The sequence below is a fragment of the Actinoplanes sp. NPDC021490 genome (genome assembly GCF_055562135.1).
Genome location: NZ_JBVHFW010000017.1, coordinates 157,791 through 174,331, shown reverse-complemented (window position 1 = coordinate 174,331; position 16,541 = coordinate 157,791). Strand labels below are relative to the sequence as shown.

Below are 16,541 nucleotides of genomic sequence, written 5' to 3'. Positions count from 1 at the left end.
GGGGTGCCACCGCCTCCTGCGCGGGGTGCCACCGCCTCCTGCGCGGGGTGCCACCGCCTCCCCCGCCCACCCAAGGGCAAATCGGCTCGACCCTAACCGTTGTCAAGCCCGCTCCCGCCGTTGTCCACAGGCGGTGCAGTTATCCACAGGCCGGGGCCCTCGTACCGGCATCGCCGCGCGGCACGCATTAGCTTTGCGGCATGGCTGTTGTGAAGATCAACGCGATTGACGTTCCCGAGGGCGGCGCCGACGAGTTCGAGCAGCGGTTCGCCGCGCGCAAGGGCATGGTCGAGAAGGCGCCCGGTTTCCTGGCCTTCGAGCTGTTGCGGCCGGTCGGCGGCGAGACGCGTTACTTCGTCTACACCCGCTGGGAGTCCGAGGAGGCTTTCCAGGCCTGGTCCAGCGGCAGCGGCCGGGCCGCCCACGCCGGCGAGGGCGAGCGACCCCGTCCGGTCGCCACCGGCGCGTCCCTGCTCGAGTTCGAGGTCATCCAGCACGTCGAGAAGCCCACCGACTGACCGGCCACAGGGCGAGAGGGCGAACAAGCCGATACGGCAGCCCGACTGGAGAGTCAGCGGCTCTGAGTGTGGACAGCCATCTGTCCGGCGGTCGCGACGGCACGACGGCGACCGGTCCGGTCGGGGTTGCAGGGCGGCGGCTCGGAGGGGTCAGGCGTTTCGGGCGGCCACGGCGATCAGGCGGTCGGCGACGGCGCGGCGGTCCAGGCCGAGGCGTTGGGCCGTGTCGCGCAGGACGGTGTAGGCCTCCTGCACCCCGCAACCGCGCTGGGCGATGATGACGCCGACGGCGCGGTCGACCGCGGCGCCGGAGCTCAGGGCGTCTCGGCGGCGTAGTTCGTCCAGGAGGACCTCGGACTGGTTGGCCAGGGCCATCGCGGTGAGCAGGTCGTCGGGGCCGGGAGCGGCGGGCACGTCGAAGTAGAGGCTCAGGGCGCCCACCTCGGCGCGGGGCAGGTCGAGGGGCAGGGCGGCCACGCCGTGCACGTCCTCGCGCCCGGCCGCCTCGGCCAGGTCGGGCCAGCGGGTGTCGGTGGCCAGGTCGGGCACGGTGAGCAGGGTGCGCGTGCGGGCGGCTTCCAGGCCGGGGCCGGTCGTTCCCGCGGTGTACTGGATGTCGTCGACCGCGGCTCCGGCCGGGCCGTGGCCGACGTGGGTCAGGGGGCCGCCCTCGCCGATCAGCACGATCGAGCAGCGGACGGCGCCGGGGACCGCGCCGGCGGCGAAGGTGGCCAAGCGTTCCAGCGCCTGGGCGAAGTTGTCGGCCGACAGCAGGGACGCGGTGAGTTCGTGCAGCAGGCCGGCCAGTTCCACCGGGTGCGGCCCGGCCGGCACCGCCCGGGCCACGGAACGGGTGCGCCGGCGCCGGGTCACGACGCGGGCGGGACCACGATCCGGGGGCGAAAACCGGCGATATGGGGCGGACACGCGGGGCATCCTGCCATGGCCATCGACGCTCACGTAAGTCTTGTGCCTCTACGGAGTGGTTTCGGCCGTCTGGTCCGAGCGCCGCCGCTCCAGGAAGGTGTCGGGCGCGCCGTTGGGATCGTGCTCGCGCTCGTCGGATTCCGCGAGGATCGCCTCGGCCTGCGCCCGGGGGTCCGCGCTTCCGGCCACCTGCTCCTCGGGAAGTAGCTCGGCCGCGCGCTGCCCGATCCGGTCGTCAGTCATGAGAGATCGACTACCCGTAGTGAGGATCGAGAAACACGGCGGCCGGAAAGCAGAGCGCCGCCCTCGGCGTTAACCGGGGGCGGCGCAGATGTCGGTGTGCAGGTCGCCTCGCGGCGAGTGGCTCAACACGGCTCCAGCCGAACGGTATTCCGTGAAGGCATTGGGTGAGGCCCGGGGACACTGGGCACACCGACATCTGTCATCAACGGTCGGACCCCCACCCCGATTCCGTTAGCGAATGTGACGCCGACCACAAAGTTTCGGCGACCCGGGGCCGGGTAGCCCGAGTCCGTGACCGACGAGATCCGTGAGCTTGACGCATTTCTGGACGACGCCTACGACGGGCAGGAACGGCTGAGCAGCGCCGACCTGCAGCGCCGGGCGATCGCGGCCGACCTGCCCGCCCTGGCCCTGACCCGGGTCGACGCGCTGCCCGAGGGCGAATACGCCCAGGACGAGGCGGCCGAGGCGCTGCGCGCGCTGGAAGTCTGAGAGGAGACCGCGATGGAGCCGATCGGCGACCCGGACGAGCAGGAGGACTTCGCCGGCGAGCACGACGCCACGACAGTCGATTCCGACGTCACCGCCGGGCAGGACGACGAGGCCGAACCCGAGAGCCCCGAGGGCTGGTCCGGTCTCGACAAGGACGGCCCGCCCTGACGGACACGACGCGAGAAGGCCCGGGTGTTCGAACCCGGGCCTTCTCGCGTACGGGAACCGGGGTCTAATCGCCCTCGGCGTGGCGCTTGGCCACGTCATAGCCGAGCTGCAGGAAGTCGGAGACCGCCGTGGCCGTCAGGGTCACCGCGGCCAGCCGGGTCAGGCGGGGCGCCAGCACGAGACTGCCGGTCAGGCCCGTCGCCACCCACACGGCCAGGCAGAACGGGCAGGTGATGAGCTCGCCGATCCCGTGCTTGAGCGAGCTCTCGTGGTCGCGCACCTCCTCGTTGAGCTCGGCCGCACCGGCCGGCTCGGTGTAACGGGTGAAGGGGGCGCGCAGCGGACTGGTCACCGAGTCCTTGGCCAGCAGCCGGCTCAGCTTGTGGGTCGCCAGCGACAGCAGGACGACGTCGGAGGTGGACGGGCGTTCGGGGACGGGCTTTCCGGTGGCCCGGGCCGCGACGGCTAGCGAGGCGGCGAGGGCGCCGAAGGCCCCCATGGCCACGGAGTAGCCGCCCAGCGGCCGGTGATCATGGGGGGCGTACGACTGCCCGACGCGCGCCATCCGGGCGCGCAGCGTCTGCATCAAGGGAACCCCTACAAGTCCTGGGTGAGCCGGTCGCGGTCGACCTCCCGGCCCGGGTAACGGGTCATGTACTCGGTTTCCAGTTCCGCGGTCCGCTTGAAGTGGTTGTCCAGCGCCGCGTCCGGGCCGTGCCGGAGCGTGGCCAGGCGGGCGCGGTACAGGCTGGCGAGTTCGCGGAACAGGTCGTCGTCGCCGAGGGTGGCCGGATCTATACCGGTCTCCATCAGCGGAGCGTCGCCACGGGCGTCGGTCACGGTGCACCTCCGGTCGAAAACGGGCCTCAGCGTCACACCGAGTTGCCCATGCAGACGATCAACAAACACCCGCCGGTACGCTTCTGGGCATGAAGGGCCTGTGGACCCCGGCGTGGATCGCCCGGCACGTCCTGGCGCTGGTTCTCGCCTCCGGCTGCCTGGTGCTGGGCTGGTGGCAGTTCAGCCGCGCTCAGGAGGGCAATTCGATCAGCTGGGGTTACATGTTCGAGTGGCCGGTGTTCGCGGCCTTCGTCGTTTTCCTGTGGTGGCGCGAGGTGCAACTGGCCCGCAAGGGCCGGCCCGAGGCGCCCGAGAAGCCGGCGGAGAAAAAACTCCCAGGTTCGGCTGTTACGGTCGGCCGGCCGGTGCGCGTGGCCCATCGATCCGCCACCAATGACGACGATCCAGAGCTCACCGCCTACAACGACTATCTCGCCTGGCTGAACGCCCATCCCGGCGCCCGCCCGAGCGACTATCCCGGATAGGAAAAGACGAACGTGAAGGGTGCCCTGACCCGTTACCGGATCATCGCGTGGATCGTCGGCGTGGTCCTGCTCGCGCTCGTCGTGGTGGGCATGCCGCTGAAATACCTGGGCGACAACCCGATCGTGGTCGAGGCGGTCGGCCCGGCGCACGGCTTCCTGTTCATGGTCTATCTGGTGGCCACGTTCGATCTGTCCCGCCGCGCGCACTGGCCCTTCGGCCGGATGCTTCTGGTGATGCTGTCGGGCACGATCCCGTTCCTCTCGTTCTGGGCCGAGCGTAAGGTGAGCCGGGAATGGGTGCCGGCCGCCGAGTTGGCGAATAGTCCGGTTTGACAGCCCGCTTCGACGCTTCGCTTCCGTCGAATTACTAACCGCTATCGGGATCATTCCAACAAAGCGGTCCATTGTCTTAAATCACTCTGTGACCCCTTGCATTTGCATCTTTCGCCGATAGGTTGATGCGGTTGGTTCGGTCCGCAGCCACTCCCCCTGGTGGCGCCGGCCAACGCTGCCGAATCGCCTCGCGCGAACCGGGGAACCGAGTCTCTGGGGTGAATCCGCGTCAGCGGTAGGGCCATCTTCCAGCCCGAACCCGACAGCTAACCCGGTAGGCGGCCAAGCGGAAGAAAGGCCACTGACCGGTGCCCCACCCCCGTACGAGGCTTCGTGTCCTCGTCGTCGCGGCGATGGCTGCCGCGATCACCGGCTCCTTCGTGACGCCCGCGCAAGCGGCACCGTCCGCCACGGAGCTGAAGAAGCAGATCGAGGCGGCGTCCAACAAGCTCGAGGATGTCACCGAGCAGTACAACGCCATGAACGTCAGCCTGAAGAAGACCCAGTCCGACGCCAAGAAGCTGCAGGCGTCCCTGGCCCCCGCTCAGGCCGCCCTGAAGGCCGCGAGCGCTCAGGTGGGCAACCTGGCCACCACGTCCTACAAGCAGGGTCGTGCAGGCCCGATGAGCGCGCTGCTGTCCGGCGGGCAGGACGGCCTGATGGACCGCATGAGCTATCTGGACATGCTGACCCGGGCCAACCAGCGCGACATCGACACCTTCACCGAGGCGACGCAGAACTTCACCGAGCGTCAGGCCGCCCTCAAGGCGACCCAGACCAAGCAGACCGCCCAGCTCCGGGCGCTCTCGACGCAGAAGGCTTCGATCCAGAAGGATCTCAAGAAGCTGTTCAAGATGCGCGAGACCGCCTTCGGTCAGGCGCAGGAGACGAGCGGCGGCTACGACGGGCCGATCCCGCAGATCTCCGGCAAGGCCGGCGTGGCGGTCACGTTCGCCTACAACCAGATCGGCAAGCCGTATCTGTTCGGCGCGGACGGTCCGGGCAGCTTCGACTGCTCCGGTCTGACCTCGGCGGCGTGGCGGGCGGCCGGCAAGTCGCTGACCCACCAGACCAAGTCGCAGTGGAGCGAGACGAAACGGATCGACCGCGACGATCTGCAACCGGGCGACCTGGTGTTCTACCGCAGCCTCGGGCATGTGGCGATCTACGTCGGCGACGGCCAGATCATCGATGCCCCGCACTCCGGCACGGTGGTCAAGAAACGAACGATCAACATCATGACCCCGTACGGATTCGGGCGAGTCGTCTGAAGTCTGCGCACGAAAAAGGCCGGTACCCGAACGGGGTACCGGCCTTCTGTGTCGTGAGTAACCGGGGGAAGGAGAAGCCGTCAGGCGGCCTGCAGGCCCTCGGCCCGGGCCAGCTCGCGCAGCCGGCCGAGCGCCTGGATCTCGAGCTGACGGATCCGCTCGCGGCTCAGCGAGAAGCGCGAGGCCACCTCGGTGAGCGAGTGCTCGCGACCGTCCTCGAGGCCGTAGCGCGCCCGCATGATGCCGGCCGAACGGTCGTCCAGGTGGTTGAGCAGACCCTCGATGCGCTGCCGCTCCAGTGCGGTCAGCACGATCTCCTCGGGCGAGGGGGCGTCGCTGTCGGCGACCAGGTCGCCGAGGTTGGTGTCGCCGTCGTCGCCGACCGGGGTGTCGAGCGAGACCGTGTCCTGGGCCCAGCGGGTGAGCTCGTTGACGCGCTCGACGGTCACGCCGAGAGCGGCCGCCACCTGCTCGGGCTCGGGGTCGCCGCCGAGCTCACGAACGAGCTGACGGGTGACGTTGCGCATCCGGTTGACGTCCTCGACCAGGTGCACGGGCAGGCGCACGGTGCGCTCCTGCTGGGCGATGGCCCGGCTGATGGCCTGACGGACCCACCAGGTGGCGTACGTCGAGAACTTGTAACCGCGCTCGTAGTCGAACTTCTCGACGGCTCGGACGAGACCGGTGTTGCCCTCCTGGATCAGGTCGAGCATCGGCATGCCGGAGCGCACGTAGCGCCGGGCGATCGACACGACCAGTCGCAGGTTGGCCCGGATGAACAGATCCTTGGCCTTCTGACCCTCGGAGACGAGCCGCTCCAGTTCCTCCCGGCTCACCCCGCGCCGGACCTCGCCGCTGTCGAGCAGGTGCTCGGCATAGAGGCCGGCCTCGATTGCCTTGGAGAGCTCGACCTCCCGTGCGGCGTCCAGCAGCGGAGTCCGGGAGATTTCGTGCAGGTAGACGCCGACCAGGTCACGCTCTTCGGCGACCTGATCGGTCCGCATCACGGTGTTCTTCTCCACGTTGCCCACGGTCCCCTCATTGCCTTCACTACTTACCCCGTTACGGGTGATCCCTGTATCCATCAGTTCCTCCCCGTAACGTCCGCAGTTCGCACATTGCGGTTACTGGCATCTACACAACAAATGGCTGCCCGCACTGATTCCGGCTGGTGGGTCGAAAGTGTCACGAATGTCTGGGGGATTGCTGTGAGCCGCGTGCGTACTTGCTGTACAGGGCTCCAGTGCTCCGGCATTCGGCTGCGCGACCACACGGGGTCGTACAGACAGAGGCATACCCGTTGCAACTCTCATGACACCACCGGCCCCTCGTCCCTCACAGCGACGTCCATCACCAAGGGCCTTGGGACGTCCGTCACCACCCAGTACGTTCCTCGGGCTCGCCAGGTTCACGTGCTGGATCGACAGCTTCGGGACGGGCTTGAAACAAAAGCCGACATCAAAAAGATCCCGACGCCTGCGCCGAACGGGACCACCTGCCACAATGCGGCACGCGGCGGCGCAGTTCACTAGCCCGCACGAGTGACAACCGCACGAGTGACGCCCCTTTGACAACGGTTCGGAGCCGCCCCGCCATCCGATTGGCGAGGTGACGAACAACACACTGCCGGAGATCGCCGGCGAGAGACGATGAGCGTCATGAAGAACGGGCGAACGGCTCTCATCACCGGCGGCACGGGTGGTCTGGGGACCGCTGTGGTCGAGGCATTTGTCGCCGACGGGTGGCGGGTCGTCGCTCCCGTACGCGCGGGGTCCGTCGACAAACTGCCCAAGGGCGCCGTGCCTTTGGTGGCCGACCTCACCGACGAGACCGAGATCACCACCGCGGTGGCCACGGCCGTGGGGGCCGGCGACCCCGGATCCCCGCTGCGTGCGGTGATCAACCTGGTGGGCGGGTTCGCCAGCGGCCCCTTGATCGCCGACGCGCCCTATTCGGCGCTCGAGGCCCAGCTCGCGATCAATCTGCGCCCGACCTACCTGGTCACCCAGGCCGCCCTCCCCCACCTCGTCGAGGCGGGCGGCGGCAGTGTCGTCTGCGTCTCCTCCCGTACGGCGCTGTCGCCCTTCCCCGGTGGCTCGGCGTACGCGATCTCCAAGGCCGCCGTGCTCGCCTTCGCCGGCTCGGTCGCCCTGGAGTACAGGTCGCGCAACGTCCGCTGCAACACGGTGCTGCCGAGCGTGATCGACACCCCGGCCAACCGGGCCGCGATGCCGGACGCCGACTTCGCCAAGTGGGTGCGGCCCGAGCAGATCGCGCCCACCATCCTGTTCCTGGCCTCGGACGCGTCGGCCCCCACGAGCGGCGCCCAGATCCCGGTCTACGGCCGGGCCTAGGCCGGGGGTTTCTACAGCGCCTCGGCGAGCTGAGAGCCGGCCACGGCCAGGGCGGCGACGAGCGGGCCGCCGGCCAGGAGCATGCCGACGACCGAGCGGCCCGGGTCGGGCGTGGTGCCCCCGGCCAGTTCGGCGTGGATGGCGGCCGAGACCTCGTCCGGGGTGCCGTTGGCGTCGATGACCACGAAGCCGGCGAACTCGGGCAGGGAGTAATAGGCGGCACGGGCCGCGTTCAGATAGTCCATCGTCTCGCTGTCGTAGCCGCGCGCCTCGATACGGTCGTGGGCCACCTGCGGGTCGACGTCGAGAAAGAACGTGACGTCGGGGGCGCGGAAGAACCGGTAGGCCAGTCGCGCCCGGCGCTCGGCGGCCGGTTTCGCATCCCGGGCGCGCAGGCTCGCGTACTGACAGAAGGCGTACCGATCCATCACCACCGTGCCTCCGGTGACCGCGCGGCGGAGCAGCGTGCGCAGAATGGCCAGCCAGCGCAGCACCGACTCGACCGCCAGCATGCCGCGACGCCCGAGCAGAGCTTCGCCGTCGCTGCGGCCGAACACACCGGCAAGACGGCCGAACCAGTGGCGCCCACCCGCGTTACGGCGGTAGGCGGCGCGCACTCCGGCGGCGCTCAGCTCGTCGGCCAGCCGGTGCGCCTGAGTGGTCTTGCCCGAGCCGTCGATGCCGACCAGGGCGATCATGCCGGGGGCCGGAACCTTGCCGTGGGTCATGCCAACCAACGGTAACCGGGGGGCGCACGCGCCGTTCTCCGGCGGCGACCGGTCCGGCGTACCAAAATGGGGTTTTGTCCGGTGACCCGCACGGGTGGCGATTCAACGGCAGGCGGCCCGGGTAGTCGTATCCGACACAGAATCGCACACGTCGACAGGGGGAATAACCATGCCGCACCGGGTGGACGAGGGGCTGGCCGGCACACTCAAGATGGTCGCATCGACCCTGAAGAGCGCCGGAATACCGTTCGCCCTCGGTGGCAGTTTCGCGGTCTATGCGCACGGCGGTCACTCCAGCGACCACGACGTCGACTTCCTGATTCGTGAGCAGGACAAGGAGCAGGCCCTGGCCGAGCTGTCCAAGGTCGGGTTCCGCACCGAGCAGCCGCCGGAGGACTGGCTGGTCAAGGTCTACGACGAGGACCGGATGGTGGACCTCATCTATCGGCCCGTCGAGACGCCGGTGACCGACGAGACCTTGAACGACACCGAGCAGATCTCGGTCGAGGCCATCTATATGCCGGTGCTGTCGGCGACCCAGCTGATGGTGCACAAGCTGCTCAGCTACAGCCAGCACTACTGCGACTTCGCGACCGGACTGCCGGTGGCCCGCTCGCTGCGGGAACTGATCGACTGGCCGCGGGTCCGCCGTGAGACCGAGAAGTCACCGTACGCCGAGGCGTTCCTCATCCTGCTGGACCGGCTGGACGTCGTGCCGTTCCCGGACGAGGAAGCACTCACCCGCTAACCGAAACCGGAGGGTTTGGCCGATGACCACCGACACCGATCTCGAGGCCGAGATCCAGCGCCTGCTCACCGAGCACGATCGGATAGCCGAGCAGGGCATCACCGTGCAGCGCCGCGATCACCTGATCGTCCTCGGCGGCGAGGTGGAGAGCACGCAGCGCCGCGACGAGATCTGCAAGCAGATCTCGGCCCACTTCCCGGACGTGGAGATCACGTGTGACATCGGGATCACCAGGGCCGCGGCGCCCAGCGAGGTGGAGGAGATTTCATGATCCGGATCGCCGCCGTGGGCGACGTCCACGTGGACAAGGATGTGGTGGGCCGCTACCGGCCCGCCCTGGAGGAACTGCCCGACCGGGCCGACGCGCTGCTGGTGGCCGGGGACCTGACCCGGCACGGCACCCCGGAGGAGGCGCGCTGCTTCGCCAAGGAGTTCGGCGGGCTGGCCGTCCCGGTGGTGGTCGTGCTGGGCAACCACGATCACCAGAGCGACCAGCAGGAGCAGGTCACCGAGGTGCTCACCGACGCCGGGATCACCGTGCTGGAGAGCGCCGCGACCGTCCTGGAGATCCGCGGGCAGCGGCTCGGCATCGCCGGCACCAAGGGCTTCGGCGGCGGGTTCGCCGGGGCCTGCGCGAGCAACTTCGGCGAGCGCGAGATGAAGGACTTCGTCGGCACGAGCGAGCGGTACGCGACGGCGCTGGAGAAGGCGCTGCAGTCGGTCGAGTGCGACGCCCTGGTGGCGCTCACCCACTACGCCCCGGTGCCCGAGACGCTGGTCGGCGAGCCGCTGGAGATCTACGCGTTCCTCGGCTGCTACCAGCTCGGACGGGCCATCGACTCGGCCCCGACGGCGCTCGCCCTGCACGGGCACGCCCACCACGGCTCGGAGCGCGGCCGGACGCCCGGAGGGGTCCCGGTCCGCAACGTCGCGCACCCAGTGATCAAGCAGGCGTACAACGTCTACCAGCTGTTGTCCGAAGAGGTCGACGCCACATTGATCGGCACCCGCGAATCAGGTTTCTGATTTTCACGCATCGGGTATCCGATCTGCATGGACCTAATCCTTTGGATTCTCGCAGTCATCCTGGTGGTCGCCGGTATCCTCGCGCTCTTCCGGCGGCAGCTCCTCTGGGGCATCGTGCTGATCATCATCGGCCTCCTCGTCGGCCCCGGTGGCGTCAGCATCTTCACCTGATCGGCCCCCTCGTATCCCGCTCCATCCCCCCCACAATCGAGAACCGGGCCACCCCGAACGGGTGGCCCGGTTCCGTTTGTCCGCTACGCCGCACTCGTCGTGCGATGGACCGCTCCGTTTCGCTGACTGAATCACTCGCGGAAACCTGTCGATCTTTTCCGCGAGGAGTGCCGGTGGCCGAAGTCCATCACTTCACGTACGGCGTCTTCAATCCGATCGCCGCCTTCTTGCTGGCCTTCCTGGGTTCGTTCTTCGGGCTGCTCAGCACCGCCCGGGCCCGGGGCGCGCGCACCCGGAGCCGCCGCAACCGGTGGCTGCTGATCGGGGCGTTCGCCATCGGGGGCGGCGCGATCTGGCTCATGCACTTCGCCGCGATGCTCGGCTTCGAGGTGCCGGCCAGCCCGGTCCGCTTCGACGTGCCGATGACCGTCGGCAGCCTCGCGTTCGCCGTCTTCGCGGTCGGGGCCGGGCTGCTGATCGTCGGTCATGGACGGCGCAGCCTGCCCAAGGTGCTCGCGGCCGGCGTGCTGACCGGCGGCGGCGTGCTGGCCATGCACTACACCGGCATGCGGGGCATGCACGTCTCCGGCCAGATGCGCTACGACCTCACGCTGGTGGCGGCGTCGGCGATCATCGCGATCGTCGCGTCCACGGTCGCGCTCTGGTTCACCGTCTCGGTGCACGGCTGGGCCCCGATCAGCGGGGCGGCCGCGATCATGGCGATCGCGGTGTGCGGCATGCACTACACCGGGATGGCGGCCATGTCGGTGCACCTCCACCCGGGCATGCCGACCGAGGTGACCGGGCTCCGGCCGCTCACCATGATCGTGCCGATCACCCTGATCACCGCCGCGACGATCGTCGGGGTGGCGCTGAGCGCTCTGCAGGCCATGACCGAGGAGGAGTTCACCGACGGCGCGGGCACCCCCAAGCGCGGGGCGCACGCCGAACCGGGCGCCAACCCGTGGTCGCTCAAGCAGGCGACGGCGGCGACGGCGGCCGTACGCCGGCCCTCGCCTCGCCCGGTTCCGATCCGCACACCCACCAACGGCTGACGCTCCGGTACGTTCTCGGCATGGCGCCACGGATGCTGCTGTCGATGCCGCTGCACGCGATCACCGAGGTGTACGGCGAGGCCGGCCTCCGCGAGCGGTTCGTGCTCGAGCTCGAGACGTTCCCCGAGCCCGAGCGCGTGCAGCTCACCGAGGCGCTCGACCTGGCGGCCCGCCTGCACGCGGGCGACCGCCGGGTCCGCGAGCCCTATCTCAACCACCTGCTGCGGGTGGCCATCCGGATCATCCGGTACTACGGCGTACGGGATGTCGATGTGCTGACCGCGGCCCTGCTGCACGACGCGGTGGAGGATCACCCGGACGAGCTCTCCGGACTGGCCTCGGGCACCTTCGACGAGCTGACCGGGGCGGCGATCGCCGAGCTGGCCCGCCGGTTCGGTCCGCGGGTGGCCGAGCTCGTCAGTTCGGTCACCAATCCGGAGTACGACCCCGGGCAGGACCGCCACGAGCAGTACCGGGCGCACGTGGCGGCCAGCCTGGAACGAGACCCGTGGGCCCGGGTGATCAAGGTCTCGGACTTCACCGACAACGGCGTGGGTGTGGTGCACACCACCCTCGACAAGGCGGTCCGGGCCGCCACGAAATACCGCCCGCTAGTGCCCAAGCTGCGCGAGTTGGTGGGCCGGCCGGACACCCCGCTGTCGATCGCGGCCAAGGACCACATCATGGATCAGCTCGACCTGGCCGAGGAGAGGTTCGCCGCACTTCTCGATGACTAGCCGGGCTCGTTCATTAGCCTGGTGGGCATGCTCGACAGTGACGAATGGTGGCGCGACGCCGTCATCTACCAGGTCTATCCCCGTTCCTTCGCCGACAGCGACGGTGACGGGATGGGCGACCTGCCCGGCATCACCAGCCGTCTGCCGCACCTCAGGGACCTCGGCATCGACGCCGTCTGGCTGTCCCCGTTCTATCCGTCGCCGCAGCACGACGCCGGCTACGACGTGGCCGACTACCGCGGGGTCGACCCGCGCTTCGGTGACCTGGGCGACGCCGACAAGCTGATCGGCGAGGCCCACAACCTGGGCCTGAAGATCATCGTTGATCTGGTCCCAAACCACACCTCCAGCGAACACGCCTGGTTCCGGGCCGCGCTCGCCGCCGCGCCGGGCAGCCCGGAGCGCGAGCGGTACATCTTCCGCGACGGCCGGGGACCGGACGGGTCGCAACCACCGAACTCGTGGAAGAGCGTCTTCGGGGGCGACGCGTGGGAGCGGGTGCCCGACGGCCAGTGGTATCTGCACCTGTTCGACGTGAGCCAGCCCGACCTCAACTGGGGCAACCCGGAGGTGCGGGAGGAGTTCCTCGACGTGCTGCGGTTCTGGCTCGACCGCGGGGTCGACGGCTTCCGGGTGGACGTCGCGCACGGTCTGGTCAAGGAGGAGAACCTGGCCGACTGGACGAACACCAGCACGATCCTGGGCGGTCTCGACCCGGCCGGCCCGCCCCCGCCGATGTGGGACCAGGAGGGCGTCCACGAGATCTACCAGTCGTGGCGGCGGGTGCTCGACCAGTATCCCGGCGGCCGCATCCTGGTGGCCGAGGCGTGGGTCGCTCCGGCCGCCCGGCTGGCCCGGTACGTGCGCCCCGACGAGATGCACCAGGCGTTCAACTTCCCGTACCTCGACGCCCCGTGGACGCCGCCGGCTCTGCGCGCGGTGATCGACGAGTCGCTCCAGGCCAACGACGCGGTCGGCGCGCCCACCACCTGGGTGCTCTCGAACCACGACGTCGTGCGGCACGCCAGCCGGCTGGGCTTCCCGCCCGGCACCCCGCGCATGCCCGGCATCGGGGCCGACGACCCGCAGCCCGACACCGCGCTGGGACTGCGGCGGGCCCGCGCGGCCACGCTGCTCATGCTCGCGCTGCCCGGCTCGGCCTACCTCTATCAGGGTGAGGAGCTGGGGCTGCCCGAGCACACCACGATGCCCGACGAGTTCCGCGAGGACCCGGCCTGGGAGCGCTCGGGGCACGCCGAGCGCGGGCGCGACGGCTGCCGGGTGCCGCTGCCGTGGGAGGCCGACGCTCCCTCGTACGGGTTCGGCCCGGCCGACGCGTCCTGGCTGCCGCAGCCGGCTTCGTGGGCCGAGTTCGCGCTCGACCGCCAGCAGGGTGTGGCCGGCTCGACATGGGAGCTCTACCACTCGGCGCTGGGTCTGCGGCGCGAGCACGGGCTGGGCCGGGGCGCCGTGGCCTGGCAGGACGCCCCGGACGGCACGCTGGCCTTCCGCAACGGCGACCTGCTGGTGCTGACCAACTTTTCCGCCGGCGCCGTGGAGCTACCGTCCGGCGCCCGGGTCCTGCTGAGCAGCGAACCCCTCGACGGAGACGGGCGGGTTCCCGCCGACGTCACCGTCTGGGCGCACATCTAGTCCGGCCGCCCGGACCAGCAGGGCGGCGTGCGTGTCGGCCATGTCGCGCGCGACCGTCCTGCTGGCCAGCCAGAACATGACCCCGGTGGGGATCCAGAACAATTGGAAGGCGGCCAGGCCGACCGCGTAGTTGAGCGGCGGCGGGAAGGCCCCGGCCAGCCCGCGGAAGGCCACCGCCACCATGGCGTTGCCACCGGCCCGGCCGAAGCCGTTGACCAGGTTGCCGAGGCTGTAGACGGTGCCGCGATGCTCGGGCGGGTTGACGTCGGCGATCAGCGCGAACCAGTTCGGCGAGTTGGCCGAGGTGAGCATCAGCGCGAAGACGGCGGTGATCAGGCACAGCCCGACGGTCGGCTGGGTGAAGACGTCGGACAGCACCGCCTTGATCACCTCGCCCGAACCGCCGCCGTCGGGCACGTCGATCCGCATCGGCACGAAGAACAGCACGACGTAGAACGGCACGGCGGCCAGCACTCCGACCGCGGCGACCAGGGCCCGGCCCCGCGGCGTGCGCCGCTGCAAACGGTCGCCGGCCAGGCCGCCCAGGATGCTGAGCGCGCCGCCCAACTGGAACAGGGTGGCGAAGACGCTGCCGACCAGCACCGCGGTGCCCGCCGTGTAGCCCTGGTCCTCGGCGCGGGCCCGGAACAGCACCGGCAGCCAGACCAGCGAGCCCAGCGCGATCTGGGCCGTGCCGCCCTGCAGGATCAGCCACACGTTGGTGCGCCGGCGCAGGATCACCGGCAGGTCGTCGTGGTGGATCCGCTCGTCGTAGTCGACCCCGGCCAGTTCGGGCTGGCTGTCGCCGCGCGGCACGTTGTAGGTGAACAGGTAGGCCACGGTCGCGACGGCGCCGGCCACCGCGGTGACCAGGAACGGCTGGCGCCAGTTGGCGTGGCCGAGCAGGCCCCCCACCAGGGTGCCGCCGAGCGTGCCGACGCCCTGCGAGAGGCCCCAGAAGCTCATCACCAGCCCGCGGCGCCGGGGCGAGATGAGGTCGCTGACCACGGCGAAGCTGACCGAGGCGACGGCGCCGAGACCGAACGCGGCGACCACCTGGCCGGCCAGGAAGCTGGGGTAGCTGCCGGACAAGCCGGACCAGACGGTGCCGGCGATCCAGATCAGCGTGCCGGCGACGAGCACCGGCTTGCGGTCGGTGCGATCACCGGCGTACGCGAAACCGATGGCCGCGATCGCGCTGGTCAGGAACATGATCGTGGTGGAGAGGGCGATATGGCCCTCGCCCACCCCGAACGCGTCACCGATGCTGCCGTAGAGCGGCGGCACCAGTCCGATCGCGACGTTGTCGAGCGAGGCGAGGACCACGAACACCACCACGCTGTACGCGCGATGGGCGCTCCCTCCCCTGGTCACCACGAAAGGTTAGCGGGACCTATCGACGACTGCGTCCTGGGCGGCGGCGTACTGCTCGCGGATCAGCGGAACCGGCTGGGCCTCGTACGTCTCCGGCTGCTCGGCCGACCACACCGGCGGCTCCTCGCCGCCGAGCGCGACCCACGCGGCCTGGCGGGCGGCGCCGTCCGCGACGTATTCGCCCGGCGGCGGAACCAGCACCGGCAGCCCGAAGAGCTCGGGGGCGATGCGCCGGACCGCCTCGCTGCGGGCGCCCCCGCCGACCAGCACGATGCGGTTGGCCGTGGCGCCGTTGACGACCAGCGCGTCCAGCCCGTCGGCGAGCGCGCAGAGCATGCCCTCGACCGCGGCCCGGCCCAGGTGCGCCGGGTCGGAGGTCTTGAGCGTGAGGCCGTGGATCGCCCCGGTGGCGTTCGGCCGGTTCGGCGTGCGCTCGCCCTCGAGATAGGGGATCAGGACCAGCCCGTCAGCGCCGGCCGGGGCGCTCAGAGCGAGCTCGGACAGCCGGTTGTGGTCGACGCCGAGCAGCTTGGTGGCGGCGTCGAGCACGCGGGCCGCGTTCAGCGTGACCACGATCGGCAGGAAGCGGCCGGTGGTGTCGGCGAACCCGGCCACCGTGCCGGTCGGGTCGTTGGGCGAGACGTCGGACGAGACGAAGACCGTACCCGACGTGCCGATCGAGACGATGACGTCGCCCGTGCCGGCGCCCGTCCCGAAGGCGGCGGCCGCGTTGTCACCGGCGCCCGGGCCGAGCGGGGCGCCGTTGGGCAGCCGGCCCGCGATGCCGGTCGGACCGAGCACCTCGGGCACCCCGATGACCCGGCCGAAGCCGAGCTCGAGCAGGTCGGGGCGGTATTCGTTGGTCTTGGCCGACCAGTAGAGCGTGCCGCTGGCGTCGCTGCGGTCGGTCTTGATCGTGGCGATGTCGGTCGACCCGGAGAGCTTCCAGGTCAGCCAGTCGTGCGGGAGGCAGACCGCCGCCGTTCGCGCGGCGTTGGACGGCTCGTTGCGGGCGAGCCAGCGCAGCTTGGTCAGGGTGAAGCTGGCGACCGGCACGATGCCGACCGCGTCGGCCCACTTGTCGCCGCCGCCGAGTTCCTGGATCAGGTCGGCGGCCGCGCCGGCGCTGCGGGTGTCGTTCCACAGCAGCGCCGGGCGGACCACTTCGCCGTTCTCGTCGAGCACCACCATGCCGTGCTGCTGGCCGGCCACCGAGGCGGCGGCCACGTCGTCGAGGCCGCCGGCCTCGTCGATCGCCTGTTGCAGCGCGGCCCACCACGCGTCCGGATGCACCTCGGTGCCGTCCGGATGCGCGGCGCGGCCCTGCCGGACCAGCTTGCCGGTCTCCGCGTCGCGGATGACCACCTTGCAGGACTGGGTGGAGCTGTCGATCCCGGCTACGAGAGTCATTTTGTCCC

The 16,541-nt window shown here is 70.1% G+C and carries 22 protein-coding genes and 1 riboswitch; of the genes, 14 read left to right on the top strand and 8 right to left on the bottom strand.

Annotation, left to right across the window (positions count from 1 at the left end):
* Positions 1-200 precede the first annotated feature (200 nt).
* A complete protein-coding gene (locus ACZ3I4_RS35840) occupies positions 201-518 on the top strand; it encodes an antibiotic biosynthesis monooxygenase family protein (protein WP_465386527.1) in 318 nt (105 codons plus the stop codon).
* 150 nt (positions 519-668) lie between these two features.
* Here ACZ3I4_RS35840 and ACZ3I4_RS35835 read toward each other — a convergent pair whose 3' ends face one another.
* Together ACZ3I4_RS35835 and ACZ3I4_RS35830 are read right to left on the bottom strand one after the other, a co-directional pair.
* Positions 669-1,445 carry a GAF and ANTAR domain-containing protein gene (locus tag ACZ3I4_RS35835; protein WP_465386526.1) on the bottom strand — a complete coding sequence of 259 codons (777 nt, stop codon included), beginning with the start codon at positions 1,443-1,445 and terminating at the stop codon, positions 669-671.
* Between the two features lie 48 nt (positions 1,446-1,493).
* Entirely contained in the window at positions 1,494-1,688 is a 195-nt protein-coding gene (locus tag ACZ3I4_RS35830) for a hypothetical protein (RefSeq protein WP_465386525.1), read from the bottom strand.
* A 291-nt stretch (positions 1,689-1,979) separates the two neighbouring features.
* Here ACZ3I4_RS35830 and ACZ3I4_RS35825 point away from each other — a divergent pair, with 291 nt between their 5' ends.
* Positions 1,980-2,180, top strand: coding sequence for a hypothetical protein (locus ACZ3I4_RS35825; protein ID WP_465386524.1), 201 nt, complete (start codon positions 1,980-1,982; stop codon positions 2,178-2,180).
* Positions 2,181-2,192: 12 nt separating this feature from the next.
* A complete protein-coding gene (locus tag ACZ3I4_RS35820; protein ID WP_465386523.1) occupies positions 2,193-2,348 on the top strand; it encodes a hypothetical protein in 156 nt (51 codons plus the stop codon).
* Positions 2,349-2,412: 64 nt separating this feature from the next.
* On the opposite strand, the gene ACZ3I4_RS35815 is transcribed toward ACZ3I4_RS35820, so the two are convergent.
* Positions 2,413-2,934 (bottom strand): DUF1360 domain-containing protein, encoded by a 522-nt coding sequence (locus ACZ3I4_RS35815; RefSeq protein WP_465386522.1) that lies wholly within the window; start codon positions 2,932-2,934, stop codon positions 2,413-2,415.
* An 11-nt stretch (positions 2,935-2,945) separates the two neighbouring features.
* On the bottom strand, positions 2,946-3,158 hold the full coding sequence (locus ACZ3I4_RS35810; RefSeq protein ID WP_465386610.1) for a DUF6158 family protein: 213 nt from the start codon (positions 3,156-3,158) through the stop codon (positions 2,946-2,948).
* A gap of 119 nt (positions 3,159-3,277) precedes the next feature.
* Between ACZ3I4_RS35810 and ACZ3I4_RS35805 the strand changes: the two genes are divergently transcribed.
* The 3 genes from ACZ3I4_RS35805 to ACZ3I4_RS35795 all read left to right on the top strand — a co-directional run bounded on the left by ACZ3I4_RS35805 (position 3,278) and on the right by ACZ3I4_RS35795 (position 5,277).
* Complete coding sequence (locus ACZ3I4_RS35805; RefSeq protein WP_465386521.1) at positions 3,278-3,673, top strand: hypothetical protein; 396 nt, start codon at positions 3,278-3,280, stop codon at positions 3,671-3,673.
* Between the two features lie 12 nt (positions 3,674-3,685).
* Complete coding sequence (locus ACZ3I4_RS35800; RefSeq protein ID WP_465386520.1) at positions 3,686-4,006, top strand: DUF3817 domain-containing protein; 321 nt, start codon at positions 3,686-3,688, stop codon at positions 4,004-4,006.
* 166 nt (positions 4,007-4,172) lie between these two features.
* Positions 4,173-4,302: riboswitch (cyclic di-AMP (ydaO/yuaA leader) on the top strand.
* A gap of 57 nt (positions 4,303-4,359) precedes the next feature.
* Positions 4,360-5,277: a C40 family peptidase gene (locus tag ACZ3I4_RS35795; protein ID WP_465386519.1), complete on the top strand. Its 918-nt coding sequence runs from the start codon at positions 4,360-4,362 to the stop codon at positions 5,275-5,277.
* 80 nt (positions 5,278-5,357) lie between these two features.
* On the opposite strand, the gene ACZ3I4_RS35790 is transcribed toward ACZ3I4_RS35795, so the two are convergent.
* The gene (locus ACZ3I4_RS35790) at positions 5,358-6,362 is read right to left on the bottom strand and encodes a sigma-70 family RNA polymerase sigma factor (RefSeq protein WP_465386518.1); all 1,005 of its coding nucleotides are present in this window, start codon (positions 6,360-6,362) and stop codon (positions 5,358-5,360) included.
* A gap of 573 nt (positions 6,363-6,935) precedes the next feature.
* On the opposite strand from ACZ3I4_RS35790, the gene ACZ3I4_RS35785 reads away from it, so the two are divergent.
* Positions 6,936-7,631 (top strand): SDR family NAD(P)-dependent oxidoreductase, encoded by a 696-nt coding sequence (locus tag ACZ3I4_RS35785; protein WP_465386517.1) that lies wholly within the window; start codon positions 6,936-6,938, stop codon positions 7,629-7,631.
* Between the two features lie 11 nt (positions 7,632-7,642).
* On the opposite strand, the gene ACZ3I4_RS35780 is transcribed toward ACZ3I4_RS35785, so the two are convergent.
* Positions 7,643-8,359 carry a dTMP kinase gene (locus ACZ3I4_RS35780; RefSeq protein WP_465386516.1) on the bottom strand — a complete coding sequence of 239 codons (717 nt, stop codon included), beginning with the start codon at positions 8,357-8,359 and terminating at the stop codon, positions 7,643-7,645.
* A gap of 169 nt (positions 8,360-8,528) precedes the next feature.
* On the opposite strand from ACZ3I4_RS35780, the gene ACZ3I4_RS35775 reads away from it, so the two are divergent.
* The 7 genes from ACZ3I4_RS35775 (at position 8,529) to ACZ3I4_RS35745 (ending at position 13,749) form a co-directional block, all read left to right on the top strand.
* Positions 8,529-9,107: a nucleotidyltransferase gene (locus ACZ3I4_RS35775; RefSeq protein WP_465386515.1), complete on the top strand. Its 579-nt coding sequence runs from the start codon at positions 8,529-8,531 to the stop codon at positions 9,105-9,107.
* A gap of 22 nt (positions 9,108-9,129) precedes the next feature.
* Positions 9,130-9,378: a hypothetical protein gene (locus tag ACZ3I4_RS35770; protein WP_465386514.1), complete on the top strand. Its 249-nt coding sequence runs from the start codon at positions 9,130-9,132 to the stop codon at positions 9,376-9,378.
* Positions 9,375-10,133, top strand: coding sequence for a metallophosphoesterase family protein (locus ACZ3I4_RS35765; protein ID WP_465386513.1), 759 nt, complete (start codon positions 9,375-9,377; stop codon positions 10,131-10,133). The genes ACZ3I4_RS35770 and ACZ3I4_RS35765 overlap by 4 nt, the downstream gene beginning before the upstream one ends.
* A 27-nt stretch (positions 10,134-10,160) precedes the next feature.
* Positions 10,161-10,304, top strand: a complete 144-nt coding sequence (locus ACZ3I4_RS35760) for a GPGG-motif small membrane protein (RefSeq protein ID WP_465386512.1) — start codon at positions 10,161-10,163, stop codon at positions 10,302-10,304.
* 173 nt (positions 10,305-10,477) lie between these two features.
* On the top strand, positions 10,478-11,359 hold the full coding sequence (locus tag ACZ3I4_RS35755) for an MHYT domain-containing protein (RefSeq protein WP_465386511.1): 882 nt from the start codon (positions 10,478-10,480) through the stop codon (positions 11,357-11,359).
* Positions 11,360-11,379: 20 nt separating this feature from the next.
* Positions 11,380-12,096 (top strand): HD domain-containing protein, encoded by a 717-nt coding sequence (locus ACZ3I4_RS35750; protein ID WP_465386510.1) that lies wholly within the window; start codon positions 11,380-11,382, stop codon positions 12,094-12,096.
* Positions 12,097-12,123: 27 nt separating this feature from the next.
* On the top strand, positions 12,124-13,749 hold the full coding sequence (locus ACZ3I4_RS35745) for a glycoside hydrolase family 13 protein (protein WP_465386509.1): 1,626 nt from the start codon (positions 12,124-12,126) through the stop codon (positions 13,747-13,749).
* Here the strand turns inward: ACZ3I4_RS35745 and ACZ3I4_RS35740 are convergent.
* Together ACZ3I4_RS35740 and xylB are read right to left on the bottom strand one after the other, a co-directional pair.
* Positions 13,657-15,123: an MFS transporter gene (locus ACZ3I4_RS35740; RefSeq protein ID WP_465386508.1), complete on the bottom strand. Its 1,467-nt coding sequence runs from the start codon at positions 15,121-15,123 to the stop codon at positions 13,657-13,659. The two genes, ACZ3I4_RS35745 and ACZ3I4_RS35740, sit on opposite strands and share 93 nt — an antisense overlap.
* A 9-nt stretch (positions 15,124-15,132) precedes the next feature.
* Positions 15,133-16,533, bottom strand: a complete 1,401-nt coding sequence (xylB, locus tag ACZ3I4_RS35735; protein ID WP_465386507.1) for a xylulokinase — start codon at positions 16,531-16,533, stop codon at positions 15,133-15,135.
* Between the last annotated feature and the right edge of the window lie 8 nt (positions 16,534-16,541).

Excerpts from the sequence above, each read along its gene's own strand:
- ACZ3I4_RS35750 (WP_465386510.1), top strand. The coding sequence starts at position 11,380 with ATGGCGCCACGGATGCTGCTGTCGATGCCGCTGCACGCGATCACCGAG.
- ACZ3I4_RS35820 (WP_465386523.1), top strand. The coding sequence starts at position 2,193 with ATGGAGCCGATCGGCGACCCGGACGAGCAGGAGGACTTCGCCGGCGAG.
- ACZ3I4_RS35815 (WP_465386522.1), bottom strand. The coding sequence starts at position 2,934 with ATGCAGACGCTGCGCGCCCGGATGGCGCGCGTCGGGCAGTCGTACGCC.
- ACZ3I4_RS35840 (WP_465386527.1), top strand. The coding sequence starts at position 201 with ATGGCTGTTGTGAAGATCAACGCGATTGACGTTCCCGAGGGCGGCGCC.
- ACZ3I4_RS35775 (WP_465386515.1), top strand. The coding sequence starts at position 8,529 with ATGCCGCACCGGGTGGACGAGGGGCTGGCCGGCACACTCAAGATGGTC.
- ACZ3I4_RS35770 (WP_465386514.1), top strand. The coding sequence starts at position 9,130 with ATGACCACCGACACCGATCTCGAGGCCGAGATCCAGCGCCTGCTCACC.
- ACZ3I4_RS35785 (WP_465386517.1), top strand. The coding sequence starts at position 6,936 with ATGAAGAACGGGCGAACGGCTCTCATCACCGGCGGCACGGGTGGTCTG.
- ACZ3I4_RS35805 (WP_465386521.1), top strand. The coding sequence starts at position 3,278 with ATGAAGGGCCTGTGGACCCCGGCGTGGATCGCCCGGCACGTCCTGGCG.
- ACZ3I4_RS35830 (WP_465386525.1), bottom strand. The coding sequence starts at position 1,688 with ATGACTGACGACCGGATCGGGCAGCGCGCGGCCGAGCTACTTCCCGAG.
- xylB (WP_465386507.1), bottom strand. The coding sequence starts at position 16,533 with ATGACTCTCGTAGCCGGGATCGACAGCTCCACCCAGTCCTGCAAGGTG.
- ACZ3I4_RS35760 (WP_465386512.1), top strand. The coding sequence starts at position 10,161 with ATGGACCTAATCCTTTGGATTCTCGCAGTCATCCTGGTGGTCGCCGGT.
- ACZ3I4_RS35780 (WP_465386516.1), bottom strand. The coding sequence starts at position 8,359 with ATGACCCACGGCAAGGTTCCGGCCCCCGGCATGATCGCCCTGGTCGGC.
- ACZ3I4_RS35790 (WP_465386518.1), bottom strand. The coding sequence starts at position 6,362 with ATGGATACAGGGATCACCCGTAACGGGGTAAGTAGTGAAGGCAATGAG.
- ACZ3I4_RS35810 (WP_465386610.1), bottom strand. The coding sequence starts at position 3,158 with ATGGAGACCGGTATAGATCCGGCCACCCTCGGCGACGACGACCTGTTC.
- ACZ3I4_RS35795 (WP_465386519.1), top strand. The coding sequence starts at position 4,360 with ATGGCTGCCGCGATCACCGGCTCCTTCGTGACGCCCGCGCAAGCGGCA.
- ACZ3I4_RS35745 (WP_465386509.1), top strand. The coding sequence starts at position 12,124 with ATGCTCGACAGTGACGAATGGTGGCGCGACGCCGTCATCTACCAGGTC.
- ACZ3I4_RS35765 (WP_465386513.1), top strand. The coding sequence starts at position 9,375 with ATGATCCGGATCGCCGCCGTGGGCGACGTCCACGTGGACAAGGATGTG.